A 24,306-nucleotide genomic window follows, 5' to 3' on the forward strand; every position below is an offset into this window, starting at 1 on the left:
AACGGATCGTCGTAAGCGATGATGGAACGACTCTGGAAGGGGTTTGCATTCCCTCCCATCGGGTCGCTCCTGCGTCGCTCACCGGCCTGAAGAGGCTGTCGCAAAAGGGTTTTCAGTCTGCATCATTACCCCAGCCGCCCGTAACGTCGTTCCTGCGCGCTTTTGGCAGGAATCCAGCGGCGTTCGTGGTTAACTGAAAATGCCAGAAGTTGTGGAATTTTCAGTGTAAAAAACGACACTAGGTTCCCGCCAAAAGCACGCGGGAATGACGAGGTATACGGTGTTTCAGGTGTAAGAAAAGCGTCCATCAGGCTTTTGCGACAGCCTCTGAAGGCCGGGGTTTCAAACCCCAGTCAGATTTTCAATGAATTTTTTTCAGACGTGGATCATATGTGGTTTGTAGTGCGGTGCACCAAAAAACCGCCTGCCACGCACTGTTATGTCGCACCTGCCGCATCCGCATGGCAAATGGCAGCGCAGTAAACGCTGCAGCAAGGCGGGAGCAGCTGCTTTTTAGTCTGGCACGCTCTGTGCTTAGGTAAAAGTACCGAATCAATGACGATTCAGTAAAAAATTTTACGCAGATCTAACGATGGGTTTGCTCGGACAACGGCGTCCACACAATCAGACACGGTGTCTGCTTGGGTGGGCGCCTTTTTGTTTTTTTATGGGGTAAGCAATGATCACGACCAATAAAGCAAGCCGCATCGATTTGTGGAATTTTTCAACACCACAAATGCGTGCCTTTCACCTGACCTGGATGGCGTTTTTCGCCTGTTTCTTCGCTTGGTTTGCCTGCGCACCGTTAATGCCGGTGATCAAGGCAGAATTCCATTTGACGCTAGCCCAGATTGCCAATATCAATATCGCCGCCGTTGCCGTGACAATTTTGGTTCGCTTGATCGTCGGCCCGATGTGCGACCGCTTCGGACCACGTAAAACCTATACCGGTTTGCTGTTGCTCGGTGCCATTCCGGTATTGGGCGTGGCGATGTCGCAAAGTTATGAAAGCTTTTTGTTCTTTCGTTTGTGCATCGGTGCTGTCGGTGCCAGTTTTGTTATCACGCAATATCACACTTCGGTGATGTTTGCTCCGAATGTGGTCGGTACTGCCAATGCGGCTGCGGCCGGTTGGGGTAACACTGGCGGTGGTGCGGCGCAAGCCTTGATGCCCTTGTTGTTGACGGCCTTGTTGATGCTTGGCGTCAGCGAAAGCCTGGGCTGGCGCATCGCTTTGGTGGTGCCAGGCGTGGTGATGCTGGTGATGGCGCTGGTCTACTGGCGTTACACGCAAGATTGCCCTGAAGGTAATTATGCTGAGTTGCGGGCGCAAGGTATCGTGGTCGAAGCAGGTAAAAAAGGCGGCTGGGCCAGTTTTCGCGCTGCCAGCAGCAATCATCGGGTCTGGTTATTGTTTGTGACTTACGGTGCTTGTTTTGGCGTGGAAATTTTCATTCACAATATCGCCGCCATTTACTACGTTGAGCACTTCGGTTTGTCCTTGAAAACTGCCGGTTTAGCCGCCGCCAGTTTCGGTTTATTGGCCTTATTTGCGCGTGCTCTCGGTGGTTACTTATCGGATCGTGTCGCGGCACGCAGTGGGCTCAATGCCCGCGCGGTTTTGCTGTTTGTCATGATGCTCGGCGAAGGCTTGGGTTTGCTGTGGTTTGCCCATGCTGACAGTGTGACGCTGGCCATTATTGCTATGCTCAGTTTCGGTTTATTTACCCATATGGCTTGTGGTGCGACTTACGCTTTGGTGCCCTTCATCGATCGTCAGGCCCTTGGTGGGGTGGCCGGGATCATCGGTGCCGGTGGCAATGTCGGTGCCGTGTTGGCAGGGTTTTTGATGAAAGGTTTGGGCGATGTGCAACAGACCCTGAGCATGCTTGGCATTTTAGTGACGATCTCCGCCGTATGCGCCATCGCAGTACGCTTTGCGGTCAGTGCTGATAGCGCTGAGCAAGTGCTGGCGGCCACGAACCGTACTGCTTAAGGAGAAATGTATGAAAATCATCGTCATCGGTCATGGCATGGTTGGCCACAAGTTTTTAGAAAGTTTGAGCGAATACGGCGCGAGCAATTTGGACGTCACGGTCTTATGTGAAGAACCACGTGGTGCTTACGATAGGGTGCATTTGTCGGAATTTTTCTCCGGTAAAACGGCCGAGGACTTATCGTTGGTCGCGCCCGATTTTTTTGAGCGCAGCGGCATCGCGCTCAAACTCAATGCCAAGGCGCAATCGATCGATACGGTGGCTAAGACAGTCAGTTTTACTGTGCATGGCGTAAGTCAAACCTTGTCGTATGATAAGTTGGTGATGGCGACCGGTTCCTATCCTTTCGTTCCTACTTTGGCTGGTAATCAACGGCGCGATTGCTTCGTTTATCGCACCATTGAAGATTTAGAAGCGATGCAGGAATGTGGCTCGCGTTCGCGCACCGGGGTGGTCATCGGCGGTGGTTTGCTCGGTCTTGAGTGCGCCAAAGCATTGCGCGACATGGGGCTGGAAACACATGTGGTCGAGTTCGCTCCACGCTTGATGGCGGTGCAGATGGATGAGAGCGGCGGCCGAGTTTTACGGCAAAAAATCGAAGCCCTCGGGGTGACGGCGCACACGCAGAAAAACACCTTGGAAATCGTCGATGGTAACAGCGCGACGCACCGCATGCGTTTCGAAGATGGCAGTCACCTCGAAACCGATATGATCGTGTTCTCGGCCGGCATTCGTCCACGCGATGAGTTGGCGCGCGACAACGGCTTGGCAGTGGGTCCACGCGGTGGCATTGTCATCGATAATCGTTGCCGTACTTCCGATCCAGCGGTCTACGCCATCGGTGAGTGTGCTTTGTGGGATGGAAAAATTTACGGTTTGGTCGCGCCCGGGTATGAAATGGCGCGCGTGGCCGCAGCTCAGATAGTCAGTGACAGTACCGCCGTTGAGGCCGTTGCTGAGGTCGCCGCGTTGCCGGAGTTTAACGGGGCCGACATGAGCACCAAGCTCAAGTTGATGGGGGTCGATGTGGCCAGTCTTGGCGACCCGCATGGCAGCGTGCTCGGTAGCCGGGCCTACCAATTTACCGATGAGCGTAAGCAAGTTTATAAAAAGATCGTGGTCTCGGAATGTGGCAAGTATTTGCTCGGTGCGGTCATGGTCGGCGATGCCACGGAATATGGCAATTTGTTGCAGATGATGTTGAATCGCATCGAGTTGCCGGCCGCACCGGAATTTTTGATATTGCCGCAGGCCGATGGCAGCGCCAAGCCCGCCTTCGGGGTCGAGGCTTTGCCCGATACGGCGCAAATTTGCTCCTGCAATAACGTCAATAAAGGGGCGCTGTGTGCCGCCGTCGGCAATGGCGCGACCAATATCGCCAGTTTGAAAAGCTGCACCAAGGCCGGTACCGCTTGCGGTGGTTGTGTGCCCTTAGTGACGCAGATCATGAAGGCGGAAATGAAGAAGCAAGGCCTGGCGGTGAATAACCATATCTGTGAGCATTTCGCTTGCTCGCGCCAAGAACTCTACCATTTTGTCCGGGTTGGTCAGATCAAAGACTTTTCTACTTTATTGGCACAGCATGGTAAGGGCTTGGGCTGCGATATTTGCAAGCCTTTGGCCGCCAATATTTTGGCCTCGTGCTGGAATGAATTCGTGCTGAAGAAAGAGCATGCCAGCTTGCAAGACAGTAATGACTATTTCTTGGGCAATATTCAAAAAGATGGCACTTACTCGGTTGTGCCACGTATGGCTGGTGGTGAAGTGACGGCCGATGGCTTGATCGCGGTCGGGCAGGTCGCCAAAAAATACGCGCTGTACACCAAGATCACCGGCGGCCAGCGGGTCGATTTGTTCGGTGCTCGCCTGGAGCAATTGCCACTGATTTGGGAAGAGTTGATCGCTGCCGGTTTCGAGTCTGGTCATGCTTACGGCAAATCGCTGCGCACGGTGAAGTCTTGCGTCGGCTCGACTTGGTGTCGATATGGCGTCGATGACAGCATGGGCTTGGCGATTGCACTGGAAAATCGTTACAAAGGCTTGCGTTCGCCGCATAAGATCAAATTCGGGGTGTCGGGTTGCACGCGCGAATGCGCCGAGGCGCAAAGCAAGGATGTCGGTATTATCGCCACCGAAAAAGGTTGGAATCTTTACGTCTGCGGCAATGGCGGCATGAAGCCACGCCATGCGGAATTGCTCGCCGCCGATCTCGATAAGACGACGCTGGTTCGTTACATCGACCGCTTCTTGATGTTTTACGTACGCACCGCTGACCGTTTGCAACGCACCAGCGTCTGGCGCGACAATCTCGAAGGTGGTCTCGACTACCTCAAACAGGTGGTGGTAGAAGACAAACTGCTGCTGGCCGACGAGTTGGAAGCGCAGATGCAGCAAGTGGTCGATACCTATGAGTGTGAATGGAAAAAAGCCGTCAATGATCCTGCCACGCGCCAGCGTTTCCGTCATTTTGTCAACAGCGATCAGGCCGATCAGAACGTAGTGTTTATGCAAGAACGTGGGCAAATTCGCCCGGCTAGCTTGCAAGAACGTGGCGTGATCCCGATTGCCGAATTGGTCGAATGATGAATCAGTCCTATCCAGAGAAGGAATCATGATGCATAACGATAGTCGCAGTAATCATTGGTTGGCCGTTTGTCGGCTTGATCAAATCCTACCCAATACCGGCGTGTGTGCGCTGCTTGAGGGCGAGCAAGTCGCGGTGTTTCATGTCGACGATGGTCAATCGCGCGTGTTTGCGATTCATAATTACGACCCCAATGCCGGTGCTGCCGTATTGGCGCGCGGCTTGGTCGGTAATTTGGCCGAGCGCATCGTCGTGGCCTCGCCGATTTACAAGCATCACTTCGATTTGCAAACCGGAGAGTGTTTGGAAGCACCGGAACATTCGGTCTCAGCCTATCCGGCCCGTATTACTGATGGTCAAATCTGGGTCGGCATATGAGTACGCCGGCCGCCAAACCGTCCTTAGTCGTGATCGGCAATGGTATGGCCGGCATGCGTACGGTGGAAGAATTGCACAAGCTGGCCCCCGACTTGTACGACATCACGGTCTTCGGTGCCGAGCCGCATGGTAACTATAACCGTATCTTGTTGTCGCCCTTGTTGGCTGGTGATAAACAAGTGGCCGACATCATGTTGCATACGCGCGAATGGTATGCGCAACATGAAATCACTTTGCATGCCGGTGACCCGGTGGTGGACATCGATCGTCAGCGCCGCATCGTGCGCTCGCGTGCCGGCACCGAGGTCGCCTATGATCGCTTGTTGTTGGCCACCGGTTCCAGCCCCTTCATCATTCCCGTCCCCGGCCATGATTTACCAGGCGTGATTGCATTTCGCGATCTCGAAGATGTCGAAACCATGTTGCAAGCTGCCCGTACACATCGCCATGCGGTGGTGATAGGCGGCGGCTTGTTAGGCTTGGAAGCAGCCAACGGCTTGCTGCGGCAAGGGATGATCGTGACGGTCGTGCATGTCTGCGACAGCTTGATGGAACGGCAATTAGACAAGTCGGCCGCCTTATTGCTCAAGCAAGCCTTGGAACGCAAAGGCATGAATTTTTTATTGGCCGCCACGACCAGCGAAATTATCGGCACGCAAAGGGTGAGCGCAGTACGCTTCGCCGATGGTACTGAAATTGCCGCCGATTTGGTGGTCATGGCAGTCGGTGTGCGTCCGAATATAGCTTTGGCGAAACAAGCCGGCTTGCATTGCGAACGCGCGATTGTGGTCGATGACACGCTGCAAACCTATGATCCGCGCATTTATGCCGTCGGCGAGTGCGTCCAACACCGCAGCGCAACCTTCGGTTTGGTGGCGCCGATCTGGGAGCAAGCGCGTGTGTGCGGGGCCCATCTGGCTGGTGCCGGACATCGCCGCTATGTGCAGCAAGCCACGGCGACTAAACTCAAAGTGACCGGGGTAGATTTGTATTCGGCGGGCGACTTCATCGGTGCCGATGGCAGTGAAGAATTGGTGATGCGCGATCCGCGCCGTGGTATCTACAAGCGTTTGGTGTTGCAAGCGAATTTGATTGTAGGTGCCGTGCTGGTCGGCGATGTCAAAGACGGTCCTTGGTACTTTGATTTAATTCAACGCCGCACCGACATCTCGGCTTTACGCAATCAATTATTATTTGGGCAAGCGCTGTGTGCGCCCGTCTCCTGATCAGGAATCAAGTATGAATCTCGACCAAACTGGCCTTGTTACTGGCACCGTGTGCACCACTTGTCCTTACTGTGGCGTTGGCTGCGGCGTGCGCGCCAGCGTCGGTGCCGATGGTGGTATTGCCATCGCCGGTGACCCGGATCATCCGGCGAATGCCGGCCGCCTGTGCGTCAAAGGATCGGCGCTCGATGAAAGCTTGAGCCTCGATGGTCGATTGCTGCAACCACAAATGCGCGATGCTGCCAGCGGCTTGATGCAAACCAGCTCCTGGGAACAAGCGCTGAGCCGCGTGGCCAGCGGCTTTGCCGATATCATCGCGCAGCATGGGGCCGACGCGGTCGCCTTGTATGTCTCAGGGCAGTTGCTGACCGAAGACTATTACATCGCTAACAAACTCATGAAAGGCTTTATTGGTACGGCCAATATCGATACCAATTCGCGTTTGTGCATGTCGTCGGCAGTGGCCGGGCATAAGCGTGCTTTTGGAGCCGATCTGGTGCCAGTTTGTTATGATGATCTGGAACTGGCCGATCTGGTGGTTTTGGTTGGCTCGAATACGGCATGGTGTCATCCGATTTTATTTCAACGCATTGCTAAGATTAAAGAAAGTCGGCCAGCCATGAAGCTGGTGGTGATTGACCCGCGTCGCACTGCTACCAGCGATTTGGCGGATCTGCATTTGCCGCTCAAACCGGGCAGCGATGTCTGGCTGTTCAATGGCTTGCTCGATTATTTGTCGCGCAACGGCTATGCCGATCAGGCTTTTGTCGCCGCGCACACGCAAGGAGGGCATGACGCTTTGCAGGTAGCGGCACAGAGCAGCGGCGACGTGCTCGAAGTGGCGCAACAGTGCAAGCTCGATCCAGCCCAGATAGAGGCCTTTTATGCCTTGTTTGCCGGCACAAAAAAAGTCATCACGGCGTTTTCTCAAGGCGTCAATCAATCCTCCTCCGGCACCGACAAGGTCAACAGCATCATCAATTGCCACTTGCTGAGCGCGCGCATCGGCCAGCCCGGCATGGGGCCGTTTTCTCTGACTGGCCAACCGAATGCCATGGGTGGACGAGAAGTCGGCGGGCTGGCGAATTTGCTGGCCGCGCACATGGAGCTCAATAATGAGCAACATCGTGAGACGGTACAAAGCTTTTGGAATGCACCACGCATCGCCGAGCGGCCCGGTTTGAAAGCGGTGGAATTGTTTCAGGCCATCGAACAGGGGCGCATCAAGGCAGTTTGGATTATCGCCACTAATCCGGTGGTCAGCTTGCCCGATGCCGATCAAGTACAACGGGCGCTGGCTAAATGCGAACTCGTGGTGGTCTCCGATATTGTCAGTCACACCGACACCAATGCCTGGGCCGATGTCTTGTTGCCAGCCTTGGGCTGGGGTGAGAAAGACGGCACCGTCACCAATTCCGAGCGCTGTATCTCACGGCAACGCGCATTTCTCAGTGCGCCCGGTGCGGCGCGCCCCGACTGGCGCATACTGTGCGATGTCGCCCAAAAAATGGCTTACTCAGGTTTTGACTACCAAGACGTGCATGAAATCTTTGATGAACATGCGCGACTCAGTGCTTTTCGCAATGGCAGCGGCAGTGCAGAAGTACCGCGCGTATTCAATCTCAGCGGTTTGACTGGCATGAGCAAGGCGCAATACGATGCACTCGCACCAGTGCAGTGGCCAGTAACACGGGCTGCCGATGGTCAGCCGCGTGGCACGGCACGCTTGTTTTCCGACGGCAAGTTTACCCATGCCGATGGCAAAGCACGTTTTATTGCCACGCCGCCGCGCCCGCCCGTGCATGCGCCGAATCCCGAGTATCCGCTGATTCTCAATACCGGCCGGGTGCGCGATCAATGGCATACCATGACACGCACTGGCAAAGCCGCAAAACTGGCGGATCATACAGCTGAATCGTTCATCGACATGCATCCGCAAGATGCCTTGTTGTGCGGGGTGCGCGAAGGCAGTCTGGCGCGCGTTTCTTCCCCTTGGGGTGCCATGGTGGCCAAGGTGCAGCATGGCGGCGGCATTGCGCGCGGCAGTATTTTTGTGCCCATCCATTGGAGTAATCAAACCACCTCAGATGGTCGCATCGGTGCCGTAGTCAATCCGGTGGTCGATCCGGTGTCGGGCGAGCCGGAATTCAAACACACACCGGTGCGGGTAGAAGAGTTTCCGGTGTCGTGGTATGGCTTCATCCTGACGCGGCGGGAATTGGCACTCGATGAGGTGACCCATTGGACGCGGATACAGGGACGCGAGATGCTGCGCTATGAACTGGCCGGCAGGAAATTGATTTCTGATCCGTCCGCTTGGGCGCGACAATTGATGCTTGCTACCGACGTGGATGCCGATTGGCTTGACTATGCCGATGACAGCGCTGGTGTTTATCGTGCCGTCCACTTGGTCGATGAGCGCATCGACAGTTGCATTTTTCTCTCGCCGCGTGCCGATTTGCCGGCGCGGGCTTGGCTGGCCGGCCTGTTTGCCAAACAGCGGCTCGACGAGATCGATCGGGTCGGGCTGTTGCTCGGTCAAACCATCGCCCCCGGCATTGATGCCGGCCCGACCATTTGTTCTTGCTATGGCGTAGGGCGCAATACCATCTGCCATGCGATTCGTGAGCATGGTATGGAAACCGTGGCACAAGTCACCAATTGCCTGAAAGCCGGTGGTAATTGTGGTTCGTGTGTGCCGGAAATAAAAAAATTGCTGGCGTTGGTAGCATTGGAAGCGGCGGTGGAGCAATCGGCGTAGCGCTGGTGGCATTCCCGGTTTGATATTGGCAAGGGTGAAGCCGCTGGGATTTTTCTCCGTGCGTCTTTTGGGCCGACCAACGGTCGGTTCGTGTCCGATTAACGGTGTGCTCCGCTTCGCGGGAACTGTACAAAATGGCGCTTATCCGCTTGCTCTGATACGCCAGTCAGCTTGCTGGCATTGCGTTTTGGGGCATAAATGGAAATTTATTCACTCCTTTTTTAGCCCGCACTCTTTTTTACATCATGCCAAACATCTCAGTCATTACTCATACTTCTTATTTTTCTACGCAGAACCAGCTCACGCCGGCCAGTAACGGTTTAGCCGCTCCGCAACCACTTACAAGCAGTTCTTTGCGGCAAGCGAGCAACTTGGTCGGGAGCGGCGATACCCTCACCGGTGTTGTGGCAGGGCCGAATCGCATCGCGCTCGGCGCGCAGGCCGTTTCGGTCATAACGAACTCTCAGCGACTGGCGCAAGCCTCTGTTCGCATGGTGGAAAGCCGCCCGGAAGGCAGCGCGCGGTATGCGCGCCTCCGCGAGGTAGACCGGCCGGCGCTTACTGCCGGCTTTGTCTGTCCCAATGGCACCGATATGCGCGCGCCTCTTGATAATTCCCATCGCGCGCCACCAAGCCCCGCATCCGGCAGCATGAGCGGAACGTCTTCCGGTGTGGGGAAGCGCCAACGCAATCTATGCTACCGTGAGCACGCTGCACGGATCGGTGGCTTCCTCACGGCAGACGGTGCGCCTGATCTGGTCGCTTACCATCGGCACATCAGCGAACGTTGTGCTGCCAAGCTCGGCTTGATCGCTGCGAATGGCTCAGCGGATATCCGCGCGTATAACCGCTATATGTTGGCGCGGGCGGCTATCGCGGCCGGTTTCGTCAAGCACGACGGCAGTGCCAATGTCTATGCTTATAAGCGCAATCGTACTGCGGAGTCGGCAGTCGCGGCCGGTTTCGTCAAACTTGATGGGACTGCCGATTCGATCGGCTACCGCCGACATTTCACCGCAAGAGCCGCGCTCAGGACTGGCTTCACATCGACCGATGGGGGGGCTGATCTGGCCGGCTATCGCTCTGATCAGCTGCAACGGACCGCCCAGAAGAGCGGTTTTCTCACGCCCACCGGTGCGCCGGATGTGACGGCTTACAAACGGCAATTAGCCCGCGACTTGGCAAAAAAGGCAGGGTTTGTCAATCCGGCTGGGGAGGGCGATGTTACTGCCTATCGTCGCCAGCGGCAATGGTACCGGAATGATCGATTGGGCAGCGTGGCCGGCGCGGTCACCAAGGGCAAGAATGTACCGGAGGCGTTGACCAGACCAGGTCGGTCGTGAGCTTTTTATCCCGGCGCGGGAGGCTGCCGTGGCCGATTTTGTCGTTCGCGCTGCCCTTGTGTTATAACTGGACGAAACTTGCCGCCACTTGGCGACTGTTCGATTCCGCGCGTGCTCGCCGGTCATCGTCTTGCTTGATCGGCGTACCGATTCGCTGCGGCGGGTATTACCTGAGGGGAGTGGCATATGTCGCGTAAACGTTTGTTGAATCAAAAGATCACCGCTGACAAGGGATCGCTGTTGCTGGGAGCTGTCCTTAGCCTCACACTGATGTCGGCGCAGGCACAAGTGTTTCGCTGCCAAAATGCGGCTGGTGAAGTGGTATTTTCCGATCAGACTTGCCCCGGCGATAGCCAAGGCCGTCGTTTTAAAGTGCAAGCCAACGGTGGCCGAGCCGGGCGTGAGATCGCAGCGCCGCTGCAAGTCGAGCCATTGCCGCCTGCCGCAGCGGCAAGTGAGTCGCCGCAAAACGAACCGCATCCGCTGCAAGTCGATGCCATGGCTTGTGAGCATGCCCAGCGTAATTATGACGTGTCGGCCGCCTCGAGTAACCCGAATCTGTTTAAACTCAAAGCCTTGGCCAGTGCCATGTATGCGGCCTGTGGCTTGCGCGAACCTGACATCAGCACGACCACGATTCATATCGATAATAATGCTATCCAAGGCCAAGCTGTGCCGGCATCGAAATAAGCCTGGGCGAGGGCAGTAGACGTGGTGGAAAATTCCAAAAAACAGTGTAGAACTGTATTGGACTGTAAAGGACTATAATTCACTATAATTACTGTTCCGATACAAGGTATGACACATCATGAGCGTTGCCATCTTCCATCGCAAGACCCTCGCCGAGAACATTGCCAGATGCACGCTGTCGCCCAAGGGTTTATCGGGCGTGTTCATTTCCGCACCGCGTCGCACCGGAAAAAGTACCCTGATCAACGAGGACATTGTGCCCTACCTGCGGGATGCTGGTGCCGAGGTCATCTATGTCGACCTGTGGAGTGATCGCAGTCGCGATCCTGGTGATTTGATTTCGGAAGCGATTCGCGAGCACTTGTTGCAGCGAGAAGGCGCTATTTTGAAGTGGGCGCGCAAGGGCGGGCTGGATAAGGTCAAGCTTGCGGGTCTTGAGATGGACATCGGCAAAGTCGGGATCGGTTCGGGAAAGACGATCGCGAAGGCTTTGGCCGAGCTCTCGGATGCCACCGAACACATGATCGTGCTGGTGATTGATGAGGCCCAGCACGCTATGACTACCGAGGCTGGCGCGGACACGCTGTTCGCTTTGAAGGCTGCGCGCGATCAGTTGAATGGATCGGCACATTTTGGATTTCGCTTGATTGCAACCGGATCGAACAGGGATAAGTTGAGTTTGCTGGTTCAGGGTAAGGAGCAGGCATTTTTGAATGCGGTATTGATGGATCTGCAACCGCTTGGGGATGATTATCTGGCTTGGGAGCTTGGCCTGTATGGCGAGAGCGTCAAGCCGTCGGTGGATGTCGTGAAGCGTGCTTTCGTCGCTGCTGGACACAAACCGGAAACTTTGAGAAAAGCCTTGGATGATCTGGCGTTTAGATTCGATGCCACGGCGGAGAATGTCGATGCCGTGTTTCAAGAGGTGGTCGATCAGATCATGGCAGAGACGAAGCAGGGATTTATACGACAAATTAACTCCCTGCCGCCACTTCAAGCCGCTGTTCTGACGGTGATGGCCATGACCGGAGCGGACTTTGCGCCGTTTCGGCCGCGCACGGTTGAAATGTATGTCCAGGCTTGCAAAAAATTCACTGACGACCAGACTAAGATCGAGGGTACTTCGATTCAGTATGCATTGGAGGCCTTGCGTGCCAAATCGCTGGTTTGGAATAGCTCTCGAGGTGTCTATGCGATCGAGGATACGCAACATGTGATTTGGCTTGTTGAGCAAGCTGCGGCATGGGCAGCCGCAGAAAAGTAAGCAGCAGTTTACTCTGACCGTTCAAGCTTACCTACATGAATTGGTACGCGTATGCGCGCTGGCTCGTTGCCCAACTTTTTACGCTTCTTGACATCCTCCCCAGCCTCAAGAGGCTGTCGCAAAAAGGTTTTCAGTCGTTACACTACCCCGACTGGTGGTGACGTCCCTCCTTGTCTACCGAAATGCCAGAAATTATGTCGTTTTTGGTGTTGGAAACGACACTGGTTCGCGCCAAAAGCACGCGGGACTGACACGGCGTGCGGTGTTTTATCGGTGTTATATATATAACGTCCATCTGGCTTGGTCGGTGGCATTTTCTCGGCCCAGCTTGATAGTCTGCATCAGCTTACGCAAGCTGGCCCACCTGAGCCTGGGCGATGAGCGCAAAATGCTGCCTCCGCGTGATTTGCAACAACTGGCCTAGCCGCAGTGCGCTTCACTGATACTGATTCCAATGCATCAGTCGCTCATCGCGCGCCTCTTTGATCAGGTGCTTGGCTTGTTGTTGGTCGGTGCCCTCCAATTCCAGCGCCAAGGCGTGTATTGCTACCGCATAATCGCCGGCCGCTGAACGCTCGAGCCAGGCATGTGCACGCAGCGGGTCAGTGGCTACGCCGGCACCGGCGGCATAGGCATTCGCCAGCAAAAACATGGCTTGGGCATTACCTTGATCACTGGCCAGTTGTAAATAGTGCACCGACAGTGGCAAATCGAGTGGGCCGCCTTCGCCATATTTCGCCATGCGGGCTAACATGAAGTTGGCTTTATCATTGCCTTGTGCCGCGGCAGCGGCATACCAGCGCTGCGCCAGCGTGAGATTTTTTGTCACGCCCAGTCTGGCCTTGTAAAACACTTCGGCCAAGGCAAACTGCGCTGCTTGGTCGCCATTGCCGGCCGCTTGTGTGAGCCAATTGCACGCGCTGCGAGGATCTTTTTCAAACAAAGCCAAGCCCAGTTCGCGCTGGGCCACCGGCAAACCTTGGTCGGCCCAATGGCGCAGTGTTGCGCGCGCTTGGGCTTGTTGTGCATGCAAAGCCAGCATGCCTAGTGATTCGATTTCCGCTGTACTTGGTGCTGACTGTAACTGCGGCGTGCAGGCCGACGCAGCGAGGCAGAGTGCCAGTGCGATGCTCAGTTGACGGAGGATGGAGGGGCAGGTCGGCATGGAAAATTCGCTCGTTGGCTGAGTAAGACGCGCGCGTCACCATACCGACGCGCGCGTACTGACTCGTGGTTTACTTGCTTAAATCAATCGCGTACTTGGAAAAACCGGAAGCATCTTTACTGCCCTCAGCCGTCACACGTGCGAGTCCGGCTTGCTGAGCCTGTGCCAACTTGCCTGGTGCCGAACGCAGTATCACCGGCCCTTGGGTGGCGACTTTGACGAAGCTCCAGCTTTGCGCGTTGCCATTGACGGCGGCCGTCACCGTACCGAGCTTGCTCACATAAGCGCTGACCACGGCTTGGTTGGCATCCGGTGACTTGATGATGGTTTTACTACCATCGATGCCTGGGACATTGCCACCGCCACTGGCGCGGTAATCGTTGGTCGCAACGATGAAATCATCATTGTCACCGACGGCGACGCCAAGATATGTCAGGTTGACGATGCGATTAGCCGGCGCTTGCGTGACATCGATCTGATATTTCAGCGCATTACCGCTGGCGTAAAAAACATCGTAGTTGAAGATCGTGCTGTAAGACGGCACCAAATCTTGCTCAGCCGTACTGGCCGGATTGATTTGGGCGAACTGTGCAGCCGCGGCACGCAACCAGTTTTTCAAGTCACTGCCCTTGATCTTCACCGCTTGCAAATTATTATTTCCATACAAATACAAATCGCCGGGATTTCGTACTTGCAAACCGACCGGTGTCGCCGCCGTTGCGCCAGGTGCGACATCGGTGAAATCAGTCGGGCCATTGCGACCGGCTTTGAATGGCGCGCTGCACGAAATCACCGGTATCGATTGATAGCTCTTAATGACAGGGTCGGTCGATTTGGCGATGAAGTTGCTGACGTAATCGATTTGCGCCTGATTGACGATTTCGATCGCACTGACATCGCCGACCAAGGCAAAATACGCCGACATCTCGAAATTAGTGGTCGTGCCCAATGCTTGTGCCGCATACGCCAGCGTGGCCTTATGTTCGGTATCGACGAGCGGCGCAATAGCCGGATCGGCGGCGACCGTGGTAACGCCGTCGGTGTATTTGAAGCCGCGTGCTTCGACCTTGGTCTGGTCTTTTTGTACTACCCATTTACCGCTTTGGAATTTCAACACCATCTGGATGATGCCGAGGCGGCGGCCCCAACTTTGTGCCATCACAGCCGGCACGCCGTTGACAAAACCATTGATGCTGTCGACTTGGGCAGCTGGCAGGGCGGCGATCGAGGCATCGACTGCGGCGGCACCGATTTCTTTTCCTTTCGGGAAGATCAGATGCGCATGACCGAGCATCAAGGCGTCGAAACCGGTGGCGGCCAAGTAAAGACTGCCGTTTTCCATTTTCGGGCTGTAGGTGCTGGCGTCGAGGCCGCCATGTGATAAGGCCACGGCCAGATCGGCGCCTTTGCTGCGCATCTCAGGCAGGTATTTGGTGGCGGTTTCGACGACCCCGTTGACCATTACTTTGCCGGCCAGATTTTTCTGATCCCAATCCATGATTTGCGGCGGTACGAAGCCCATGATGCCGATGCTGAGCGTGACCGGCACACTGCTGCCATCTGGGGCGGTGGCGGTGAATTGTTTCGGAATCAGTGCGTAGGGCTTGAAGATCGGTGCCTGATTGGTGGCGTTGACCACATTGGCCAAGACCAGTGGAAAGCTCGGCGCGCCGCATTTGCTCGGTGCCGTCACGCCGCTGAGGCCAAAGTCGGTATTGGTGACTTGCCCGAGAAAATTCAAACCATAATTGAATTCATGATTGCCGATGCCGCCGCCATCGTATTTCAAGGCATTCATGACTTTATGAATCGCCAACGTGCCGCTGCATGTGACTGGCACCGCACCGGTTTGATAATCACCGAGCAAAGTACCTTGAATAACATCGCCATCATCGAGCAAAACCGTGTTGGGGTTTTCGGCGCGGGCTGCTGCAATCAGGGTGGAGGTGCGTTCGAGTCCGAGGCTGGTATCAGCCTTGAGGCCGTAGTAATCATAACTGAGCACATTCTGATGCAAGTCGGTGGTTTCCAATAATGCCAGCTTGACGATGGTGCCCTCGGGGATAGCGCTCACAGGGGCGGTGGTCGGATTGCTCGAACAGGCGGCGAGGGTGGCCAGAGCAATCAGACTCAGTGGCGGAAGCAGCAAGGTTTTTTTCATGAATTTCTCAAAAATAGAGGGGTGAAAACACTGAAAATGCGGACGCAATCGTTTGCTTTTTTAAATAAAATAAAAATCAGCAAGTCGTCGGTATGCAACAGAAAACCGAACCGGCCGATTATCGGCGCAAAATATGTCCTGTTAATGACAAAATGAAATACAAAAATTGCATGAAAAAATGAGCTGTCAAGCTGGTTTTTCTTGAATTAAAAAATTTTTGGCGGGATAGCCAATATAATCGCCGCTCTGCTGTCATTTCGGCGCTTCCCTTTTTGATGAAAACCTATGTGTCTTCTTGCTCGTATTAAACGCTCGACCATGTTTGCTGCCCTCTTTTGCACGGTGCTGTTCTTGGGCGCGTGCGGCAGCACGCCTATGCCACCGACTGAACCGGCGTTCTTGCCAGTGCAAAAAACTGCGCGCCATGTCAAGATCGGCTTGGCACTCGGCGGTGGGGCCGCGCGTGGGTTTGCCCATATCGGAGTGATCAAGGCTTTGGAGTCGCAAGGGATTTTTCCTGACATCATCGTTGGCACCAGTGCCGGCAGTGTGGTCGGGGCCATGTATGCTGCCGGCAATAGCGGCTTTGCCTTGCAAAAAATGGCCTTGGACATGGATGAAGCGACCATTTCCGACTGGTCTTTGCCACTGTTTGCCAAGTCCAGTGGCATGCTCAAGGGCGATGCGCTGCAAGCCTATGTCAATCGCATGGTCGGCGGGCTCAGTATAGAAAAACTCAAGAAACCGTTCGGTGCGGTGGCGACCGATTTATCGAGCGGACAAGCGGTGCTGTTTCAGTATGGTAATACCGGTGCGGCCGTGCGCGCTTCCTCGGCCGTGCCGGCGGTGTTTCAGCCGGTGAAGATCAATGGTCGCCAATACGTCGACGGTGGTTTGGTGGCACCGGTGCCGGTGCGTTTTGCGCGTGAGATGGGGGCCGATTTGGTGATCGCGGTAAATATTTCGCAAGCACCGGAGATACAGAATGGCAGCAGTAGCATCGATATTTTGCTGCAAACGGTAACCATCATGGGGCAGAGCATCACGCAATACGAGTTGAAACTGGCCGATGTGGTGATACGTCCCGATTTACCAGGCATGAAGGGTAGCGATTTCGGTGGCAGGAATTTAGCCATACTGGCAGGCGAACGCGCAGCGATGGCGGCGATGCCGGAATTGAAACAAAAAATCAAAGCGTTGCAAGAGCGCTGATTGAAAAATGCCGAAATGCCTTATGGCAAGCAAAGAATAACTTTCAGTGGATGGACATTGATCTGACTAGGGTTTGAAACCCCGGCCAAAAGAGGCTGTCGCAAAAGCCTGATGGACGTTTTTTACACATGAAACACCGCATACCTCGTCATTCCCGCATGCTTTTGGCGGGAACCCAGCGTCGTTTTTTATACTGAAAATGCCACAATTTCTGGCATTTTCAGTTAACCACGAACGCCGCTGGGTTCCTGCCAAAAGCGCGCAGGAATGACGTGGCCACCAGTTGGGGTAATGATACCGACTCACTACCCTTTTGCGACAGCCTCAAAAGCATGCGGTGTTTCAGATGTAAAAAAGCATCCATCAGATTTTTGCACTAGCCGTGCATCCGGATCTGGATAGAACATTTTCACGCAGCGGTTTCTCCAGTTAGCGAGACTTACTGCTTGAGCTCATCATCGTTGATACGGCGGGCACCATTGAAGCGCTTCTTCCAATACGCCAAATCCATGCTTTCTATCCGTACTTGGCCGCCAGCTGAGGGTGAGTGGATGAATTTGTTATCGCCGAGGTAAATGCCGACATGGGAAAAGCCACGCTTGAGCGTGTTGTAAAACACCAAGTCACCCGGGCGTAAATCTTTTTGATCGATGTTTTCACCGACTCGGCTGATTTCTGCCGCTGTACGTGGCAGATTTTCTCCGACCGCATCTTTGAATACCAATCTGACGAAGCCACTGCAATCGAGACCATTTTCCGGTGTATTGCCACCGCGTTTGTAACGTATACCCATGAAATCCATGGCCTTGAGCGTGAGATCAGAAGCGCGCTGGCGGATTTCTTGCAGTTTGGTGTAAGCCGTCGAAGATTCGGGAAAGGGATTGTCGGCGGCCTGCACCGAACTGCACAACACTGTTTGTAATAGAGCGGCAGCGAGCAATAAACGGCTGTTTCGGCGAATTTTCGAAAAATTTATCGGCATCGGTTCTGCGTTTGTGAAAGTAATTAGTCAACTGTAAGCGATGTTTACAAGAATGTAAACCTTCGGTCGGCTTATGCCTTATCGTTATATTAACTATGCGTTTTATGCAAAACAGTTTGTATACCTAAGTTTTTTGCTTCGCGTACAATTTGTGCACTTTTACAGGAGAATCAAAGCATGTTAACAAAACCGGTACTGGGCTTGGAAGATATCAAGAAAATCGCGGCGGCTGCAGAAGCCGAAGCGCTAGCTAATCAGTGGGCGGTAGTCATCGCGATCGTCGATGATGGCGGGCATTTATTGTGGCTGCAGCGCCTCGATGGTGTGGCCCCGATTTCCGCGCAGATTGCACCGGCTAAGGCCACTACGGCAGCCTTAGGTAAGCGTGAATCGAAAGTTTACGAAGACATCATCAATAACGGCCGTTTTTCGTTTTTGAGCGCGCCTTACATTGCCGGCATGCTTGAAGGTGGCGTGCCTATCATGGTTGATGGTCAGTGCGTCGGTGCAGTTGGTGTATCGGGTGTGAAATCGGCCGAAGATGCGCAAATTGCCAAGGCTGGGATTGCCGCCTTGGGCTTGTAATACTTAATATGCAGTAAGTGACCATCTTTGGGCTGTAATCCCATTGCAGGGATTGCCCCAAAGACGGTTTTACGGTATGATTCGAGGGTTTAACTAATTCGAAATCTCGCCGTAGCGCCTACCCAAATTCACATCACTCCATCCTCTTTTTCGCCTTGCTCAGTTCTTGTGTGCAAGTGGTGAAAATGGCAGTTTGGGGCGTCGCAGCGGCGGTAACAATACAGGAGTTGCCCTTGCTGCCCATTCCGCAGTCCCTTCTTCGTTCTGCCCAAGATACCGCGATACTCGCTCTTGCTGACGGAACCATCTTCACTGGTATTTCCATCGGCGCCGCCGGTCATACTGTCGGTGAAGTCGTTTTTAATACTTCCATGACCGGTTATCAGGAAATTCTGACTGACCCGAGCTACAGTTCGCAAATCGTCACGCTGACTTATCCGCATATCGGCAATACCGGCATCAATGCCGAAGACGTCGAATCGGACAAAATTCATGCCGCCGGCTTGATCATCAAAGATTTGCCGATGCTGCTGTCGAATTTCCGTTCCGAGCAATCGCTGGCCAGCTACCTCAAAGCCGAAAACATCGTTGCCATCGCCGGTATCGACACCCGCAAGCTCACGCGTATTCTGCGTGAAAAAGGTGCGCAGGGCGGGGCGATTTTGGTTGGTCAAGACGCCGAACGCGCCAAAGCCTTGGCCAAAACCTTCCCTGGTTTGTCGGGCATGGATTTGGCCAAGATCGTCTCAGCGAAACAAAGCTATCAATGGACTGAAACTGAATGGACCTTGGGTCTTGGTTATGGTCAGCAAAGTGCACCGCGTCTTCATGTGGTCGCCTTCGATTTCGGTGTTAAACGCAATATCCTGCGCATGTTGGCGCAGCGCGGTTGCCGAGTCACGGTCGTGCCGGCGCAAACCAGTGCTGCTGAGGTGCTGGCATTGAAGCCGGATGGCGTGTTTTTATCGAATGGTCCCGGTGATCCGGAACCGTGCGATTACGCCATCGCGGCCGCCAAAGCTTTGATCGAACAGGGTATCCCCACCTTCGGTATTTGTCTTGGTCATCAGATCATGGCGCTGGCTTCGGGTGCGACCACGCTGAAGATGAAATTCGGTCACCACGGTGCCAATCATCCGGTGCAAGATCTCGATACCAAACAAGTGCTGATCACCTCGCAAAACCATGGTTTTGCAGTGGATGCAGCATCGTTGCCGGCGAATTGCCGCGTCACGCATATCTCTTTGTTTGACGGTTCCTTGCAGGGCTTTGCCCGCACCGATAAGCCGGCTTTCTGCTTCCAAGGACATCCGGAAGCCTCGCCGGGGCCGAATGACATCGCTTATCTGTTCGATCGCTTCACGACGATGATGGCAGATGCAAAAGCACACGCAGGAGAATAATCACTATGCCAAAACGTAACGACATAAAAAGTATTTTAATCATCGGTGCTGGTCCTATTATCATCGGTCAGGCTTGCGAGTTCGATTATTCCGGCGCGCAGGCTTGCAAAGCTTTGCGCGAAGAAGGTTATCGCGTGATTCTGGTCAACAGCAATCCGGCCACCATCATGACGGATCCGGAAATGGCCGACGTGACCTATATCGAGCCTATCACCTGGCAAGTGGTTGAGAGCATCATTGCCAAGGAAAAGCCGGACGCGATTTTGCCAACCATGGGCGGCCAGACTGCGCTCAATTGCGCCCTCGATTTGCATCGTCATGGCGTGCTGACTAAATACAATTGCGAACTCATCGGTGCCTCGCCGGAAGCGATTGATAAAGCCGAAGACCGTTCCAAATTCAAGCAAGCCATGACTAAGATCGGCCTCGGTTCGGCGCGTTCGGGTGTGGCGCATAATTTGGATGAAGCGTGGGTCGTGCAAAAAGACGTAGGCTTTCCTGTCATTATCCGTCCATCGTTTACTATGGGTGGCACCGGCGGCGGTATCGCCTACAATCCGGAAGAATTCGAAACGATTTGCAAGCGTGGCCTTGAAGCCTCGCCAACCAGTGAATTACTGATTGAAGAATCGCTGATCGGCTGGAAAGAATACGAGATGGAAGTCGTGCGCGATAAAGCCGACAATTGCATCATCGTTTGCTCGATCGAAAATCTTGATCCTATGGGCGTGCATACCGGTGACTCGATCACGGTAGCTCCAGCACAAACACTGACCGATAAAGAATACCAAATCATGCGCAATGCCTCGCTGGCAGTGCTGCGTGAAATCGGTGTCGATACCGGTGGTTCGAATGTGCAATTCTCGATCAATCCGGCCGATGGCCGTATGATCGTAATCGAAATGAATCCGCGCGTATCGCGTTCCTCGGCTTTGGCATCGAAAGCGACCGGCTTCCCGATCGCGAAAATCGCCGCCAAACTGGCCGTCGGCTTCACGCTCGATGAACTGCGCAATGACATCACGGGCGGTGCCACACCGGCTTCGTTTGAGCCGTCTATCGATTACGTCGTGACCAAGATACCGCGCTTCACGTTTGAAAAATTTCCACAGGCGGATAACCGTCTGACCACGCAAATGAAATCGGTTGGTGAAGTGATGGCGATCGGCCGTACTTTCCAAGAATCGTTTCAAAAAGCTTTGCGCGGCTTGGAAGTTGGCGTCGATGGGATGAATGAAAAAACCCAAGACCGCGAAACTTTGGAAAAAGAACTCGGCGAGCCGGGTCCGGATCGTATCTGGTATGTCGGTGACGCGTTCGCCCAAGGTTTCACGATGGAAGAAGTGCATCAACTGACGCACATCGATCCATGGTTCCTGGCGCAGATTAAAGATATCGTCGACATCGAATTGTGGCTCGATGAGCAAACGCTCGAGAGCGTCGACAAAGACTTGATGTTAAAGCTCAAGCAAAAAGGCTTTTCCGATCGTCGTTTGGCAAAGCTACTGCGTACCACGGATACCGCGATTCGCGAAAAACGTAAGGCACTCAAGGTGCGCCCGGTATACAAACGAGTCGATACCTGCGCCGGCGAATTTGCTACTAACACCGCATACATGTATTCGACTTACGAGGAAGAATGTGAATCGCATCCTACCGATAAGAAAAAAATCATGGTGCTCGGCGGCGGTCCTAACCGTATTGGTCAAGGGATAGAGTTCGATTACTGCTGTGTGCATGCCGCTTTTGCGATGCGCGCCGATGGCTACGAAACCATCATGGTCAACTGTAATCCGGAAACCGTTTCGACCGACTACGATACTTCTGATCGCCTGTATTTTGAGCCGCTGACGCTCGAAGATGTACTCGAAATCGTCGAAATCGAAAAACCGGTCGGCGTGATCGTGCAATACGGCGGTCAAACGCCATTGAAACTGGCGCTCGACCTCGAAGCGAATGGTGTACCTATCGTCGGTACCTCGCCGGACATGATCGATGCGGCCGAAGATCGCGAACGCTTCCAAAAAATGCTGCAAGAGTTAGGCTTGCGTCAGCCGCCTAACCGTACTGCCCGCAACGAAGCCGATGCGCTCGCCTTGGCGGCAGAAATCGGTTATCCGTTGGTGGTCCGTCCCTCGTATGTCTTGGGTGGTCGCGCCATGGAAATCGTGCATGAACAACGTGACCTCGAACGCTATATGCGCGAAGCGGTCAAGGTGTCGAACGATTCGCCGGTCCTGCTCGATCGCTTCCTCAATGATGCCATTGAAGTCGACGTCGATTGCCTGTCCGATGGTAAGCGCACCTTTATTGGTGGCGTGATGGAGCACATCGAACAAGCCGGCGTGCATTCCGGTGATTCCGCCTGTTCTTTGCCACCGTATTCGCTTTCCGTCGAAACGATAGAAGAATTGAAGCGCCAAACCGCCCTGATGGCCAAAGGCTTGAATGTGGTCGGCTTGATGAATGTGCAATTTGCCATACAGCAGCAAGATGGTAAAGATGTGGTCTTCGTTCTCGAAGTCAATCCACGCGCTTCGCGTACCGTACCTTTCGTCTCTAAAGCGACCGGCTTGCAACTGGCAAAAATCGCCGCACGTTGTATGGTTGGCCAATCCTTGGATTCACAAGGCATCGGTGCCGAAGTGGTGCCGCCGTATTTCAGCGTCAAGGAAGCGGTATTCCCATTCGTGAAATTCCCTGGCGTCGACACCATACTCGGACCGGAAATGAAATCGACCGGTGAAGTCATGGGCGTCGGTAAAACTTTTGGCGAAGCTTTTGTTAAATCACAACTCGGTGCCGGCGTTAAATTGCCGACTTCGGGCAAGGTTTTCCTGAGCATCAAAAACAGTGACAAGCCGCGTGCCGTCAAGGTGGCGCGTGACTTGGTCGAACTTGGATTTTCCGTGGTCGCCACGCGTGGCACGGCTGCTGCTATCGGGGCAGCCGGGATTCCTGTGACTATCGTCAATAAAGTTGTTGAAGGACGGCCGCATGTGGTTGATATGATCAAGAACAATGAAATTTCTTTGGTCATCAATACCGTCGAAGAGAAGCGCAATGCCATCGTCGACTCGCGCGCGATTCGCACTTCGGCACTTCATGCACGGGCGACGACGTTCACCACCATCGCCGGGGCGGAAGCTGCAGTGGAAGGCATGCGTCATTTGAATGAATTGCATGTTTATGATTTACAAGGTTTGCATAAAACCTTAAACTGAGTTCTTTCGGCGAGCTTCGTACTGCCTGCGGGCGGCGCGGGCGATCTGCGAAACATGTTTGTTTCGCAGCATGCCGATGACCAGTAAACAACTCAATACAGAGGTCGCAGCGTTTGTGGCCTCTGTATTTTTACTTTCCGGACAGGCGTAATCATTGTTTTGGTATAAAGGCAGCATCCGTGCTCAGCCTATACCTATGCCATCTTGAGTAAACCCATTTCTATAAGTGTAAATATCATGAGTACAGTACCTGTTACCAAATACGGCGCAGAATTATTGAAGCAAGAATTGCATATTCTGAAAACCAAAGAGCGCCCGGATGTGATCAATGCGATCGCCGAAGCGCGCGCCCAGGGCGATTTGTCGGAAAATGCCGAATACGATGCAGCCAAAGAACGCCAAGCCTTCATCGAAGGACGGATTGCCGATCTCGAAGGTAAGCTCGGTTCGGCGCAAGTGATTGATCCGACTACACTCGATGCTGAAGGTCGCGTCGTGTTCGGTTCTACCGTGCATTTGGAAGATTTGGAAACGGCGCAAAAGGTGACGTATCAGATCGTCGGCGAAGATGAGGCCGATCTGAAACTCAGTAAAGTATCGATCACTTCACCGATCGCCCGCGCCTTGATCGGCAAATATGCCGGCGATGTCGTTGGTGTGCAGGCACCGGCGGGCGTACGTGAATACGAAGTGCTCGACGTTGCTTATATCTGAGTGCGGCGGCGATGGCATGTTATGCCATCGCCCGCTCCCGAAGGGGAACTCAGCTATTTGCCAACGCTGATTTTTTAGGACTGGATTGACGCGGTTTGGCACGTTTGATATTGCCACCCTGAGTCACACGTTCGTTGCCTTTGACCATCACTTTCGAGACCGTCGGTTTTTTGGTGCCGCTAGGGCTAGGCTTGACGATCGTGACTTCGCGCATGCCACGGCCTTTTTTGACCAATTTAGTTTCTTGCTTGCCTTCAACCTTTGGGCGATACAAAACCAGCAGTTTTCCTATATGCTGTACCGGTGCGGCGCGCAGATCGGCACAAATGCTTTCATACATGGCAATGCGGGCTTCACGGTCGTCGCCAAATACGCGAACCTTGATCAAGCCGTGCGAATTGAGCGCCGAATCAATTTCTTTGACGACAGCGGGCGTCGCGCCGGCTTCGCCGATCAGGACGACCGGTTTGAGGGCGTGGGCTTGCGAGCGCAGTTCGCTGCGTTCGACGGGGGTAAGTTTTAACATATGTTTTCCTTGTGCGTCCGATTGGGTGCACGATAATAAATCACCTGGCGCAGCCAGGCAGATTAAAGATTTCCTTTAAAGGCAGTATTTT

At 54.1% G+C, this 24,306-nt stretch carries 17 protein-coding genes; 13 read left to right on the top strand and 4 right to left on the bottom strand.

Annotated elements, in window-relative coordinates; genetic code table 11:
* Positions 1-679: 679 nt before the first annotated feature.
* From QN359_RS09205 to QN359_RS09240, 8 genes are all read left to right on the top strand, one after another.
* The gene (locus tag QN359_RS09205; protein ID WP_322248171.1) at positions 680-1,996 is read left to right on the top strand and encodes an MFS transporter; all 1,317 of its coding nucleotides are present in this window, start codon (positions 680-682) and stop codon (positions 1,994-1,996) included.
* 10 nt (positions 1,997-2,006) lie between these two features.
* On the top strand, positions 2,007-4,580 hold the full coding sequence (gene nirB, locus QN359_RS09210) for a nitrite reductase large subunit NirB (RefSeq protein ID WP_322248172.1): 2,574 nt from the start codon (positions 2,007-2,009) through the stop codon (positions 4,578-4,580).
* Between the two features lie 31 nt (positions 4,581-4,611).
* Complete coding sequence (nirD, locus tag QN359_RS09215; protein WP_322248173.1) at positions 4,612-4,959, top strand: nitrite reductase small subunit NirD; 348 nt, start codon at positions 4,612-4,614, stop codon at positions 4,957-4,959.
* Positions 4,956-6,185 (top strand): NAD(P)/FAD-dependent oxidoreductase, encoded by a 1,230-nt coding sequence (locus QN359_RS09220; protein WP_322248174.1) that lies wholly within the window; start codon positions 4,956-4,958, stop codon positions 6,183-6,185. The genes nirD and QN359_RS09220 overlap by 4 nt, the downstream gene beginning before the upstream one ends.
* Before the next feature lie 13 nt (positions 6,186-6,198).
* Positions 6,199-8,946 carry a molybdopterin-dependent oxidoreductase gene (locus QN359_RS09225; RefSeq protein WP_322248175.1) on the top strand — a complete coding sequence of 916 codons (2,748 nt, stop codon included), beginning with the start codon at positions 6,199-6,201 and terminating at the stop codon, positions 8,944-8,946.
* 245 nt (positions 8,947-9,191) lie between these two features.
* Entirely contained in the window at positions 9,192-10,289 is a 1,098-nt protein-coding gene (locus QN359_RS09230) for a hypothetical protein (protein WP_322248176.1), read from the top strand.
* Positions 10,290-10,475: 186 nt separating this feature from the next.
* Positions 10,476-10,979 (top strand): DUF4124 domain-containing protein, encoded by a 504-nt coding sequence (locus QN359_RS09235; RefSeq protein ID WP_322248177.1) that lies wholly within the window; start codon positions 10,476-10,478, stop codon positions 10,977-10,979.
* 118 nt (positions 10,980-11,097) lie between these two features.
* Positions 11,098-12,243, top strand: coding sequence for an ATP-binding protein (locus tag QN359_RS09240; protein ID WP_322248178.1), 1,146 nt, complete (start codon positions 11,098-11,100; stop codon positions 12,241-12,243).
* A gap of 436 nt (positions 12,244-12,679) precedes the next feature.
* Here QN359_RS09240 and QN359_RS09245 read toward each other — a convergent pair whose 3' ends face one another.
* Both QN359_RS09245 and QN359_RS09250 read right to left on the bottom strand, forming a co-directional pair.
* Positions 12,680-13,408 carry a tetratricopeptide repeat protein gene (locus QN359_RS09245; protein WP_322248179.1) on the bottom strand — a complete coding sequence of 243 codons (729 nt, stop codon included), beginning with the start codon at positions 13,406-13,408 and terminating at the stop codon, positions 12,680-12,682.
* Positions 13,409-13,478: 70 nt separating this feature from the next.
* Positions 13,479-15,569 (bottom strand): bifunctional 2',3'-cyclic-nucleotide 2'-phosphodiesterase/3'-nucleotidase, encoded by a 2,091-nt coding sequence (locus QN359_RS09250; protein WP_322248180.1) that lies wholly within the window; start codon positions 15,567-15,569, stop codon positions 13,479-13,481.
* Positions 15,570-15,944: 375 nt separating this feature from the next.
* Here QN359_RS09250 and QN359_RS09255 point away from each other — a divergent pair, with 375 nt between their 5' ends.
* Positions 15,945-16,781 carry a patatin-like phospholipase family protein gene (locus tag QN359_RS09255; RefSeq protein WP_322251112.1) on the top strand — a complete coding sequence of 279 codons (837 nt, stop codon included), beginning with the start codon at positions 15,945-15,947 and terminating at the stop codon, positions 16,779-16,781.
* A gap of 439 nt (positions 16,782-17,220) precedes the next feature.
* On the opposite strand, the gene QN359_RS09260 is transcribed toward QN359_RS09255, so the two are convergent.
* Positions 17,221-17,763 (bottom strand): C40 family peptidase, encoded by a 543-nt coding sequence (locus tag QN359_RS09260; RefSeq protein ID WP_322248181.1) that lies wholly within the window; start codon positions 17,761-17,763, stop codon positions 17,221-17,223.
* A 177-nt stretch (positions 17,764-17,940) separates the two neighbouring features.
* On the opposite strand from QN359_RS09260, the gene QN359_RS09265 reads away from it, so the two are divergent.
* The 4 genes from QN359_RS09265 to greA all read left to right on the top strand — a co-directional run bounded on the left by QN359_RS09265 (position 17,941) and on the right by greA (position 23,689).
* Positions 17,941-18,348, top strand: coding sequence for a heme-binding protein (locus tag QN359_RS09265; RefSeq protein ID WP_322248182.1), 408 nt, complete (start codon positions 17,941-17,943; stop codon positions 18,346-18,348).
* A 155-nt stretch (positions 18,349-18,503) separates the two neighbouring features.
* Positions 18,504-19,751 (top strand): glutamine-hydrolyzing carbamoyl-phosphate synthase small subunit, encoded by a 1,248-nt coding sequence (carA, locus tag QN359_RS09270; protein ID WP_322248183.1) that lies wholly within the window; start codon positions 18,504-18,506, stop codon positions 19,749-19,751.
* Positions 19,752-19,756: 5 nt separating this feature from the next.
* On the top strand, positions 19,757-22,975 hold the full coding sequence (gene carB, locus QN359_RS09275; protein WP_322248184.1) for a carbamoyl-phosphate synthase large subunit: 3,219 nt from the start codon (positions 19,757-19,759) through the stop codon (positions 22,973-22,975).
* A 237-nt stretch (positions 22,976-23,212) separates the two neighbouring features.
* On the top strand, positions 23,213-23,689 hold the full coding sequence (gene greA / locus QN359_RS09280; protein ID WP_322248185.1) for a transcription elongation factor GreA: 477 nt from the start codon (positions 23,213-23,215) through the stop codon (positions 23,687-23,689).
* A gap of 49 nt (positions 23,690-23,738) precedes the next feature.
* On the opposite strand, the gene yhbY is transcribed toward greA, so the two are convergent.
* A complete protein-coding gene (gene yhbY / locus QN359_RS09285) occupies positions 23,739-24,215 on the bottom strand; it encodes a ribosome assembly RNA-binding protein YhbY (RefSeq protein ID WP_322248186.1) in 477 nt (158 codons plus the stop codon).
* Between the last annotated feature and the right edge of the window lie 91 nt (positions 24,216-24,306).

Origin of the sequence: Undibacterium sp. 5I2, from assembly GCF_035019605.1 — a bacterium.
Classification (GTDB): domain Bacteria; phylum Pseudomonadota; class Gammaproteobacteria; order Burkholderiales; family Burkholderiaceae_D; genus Undibacterium.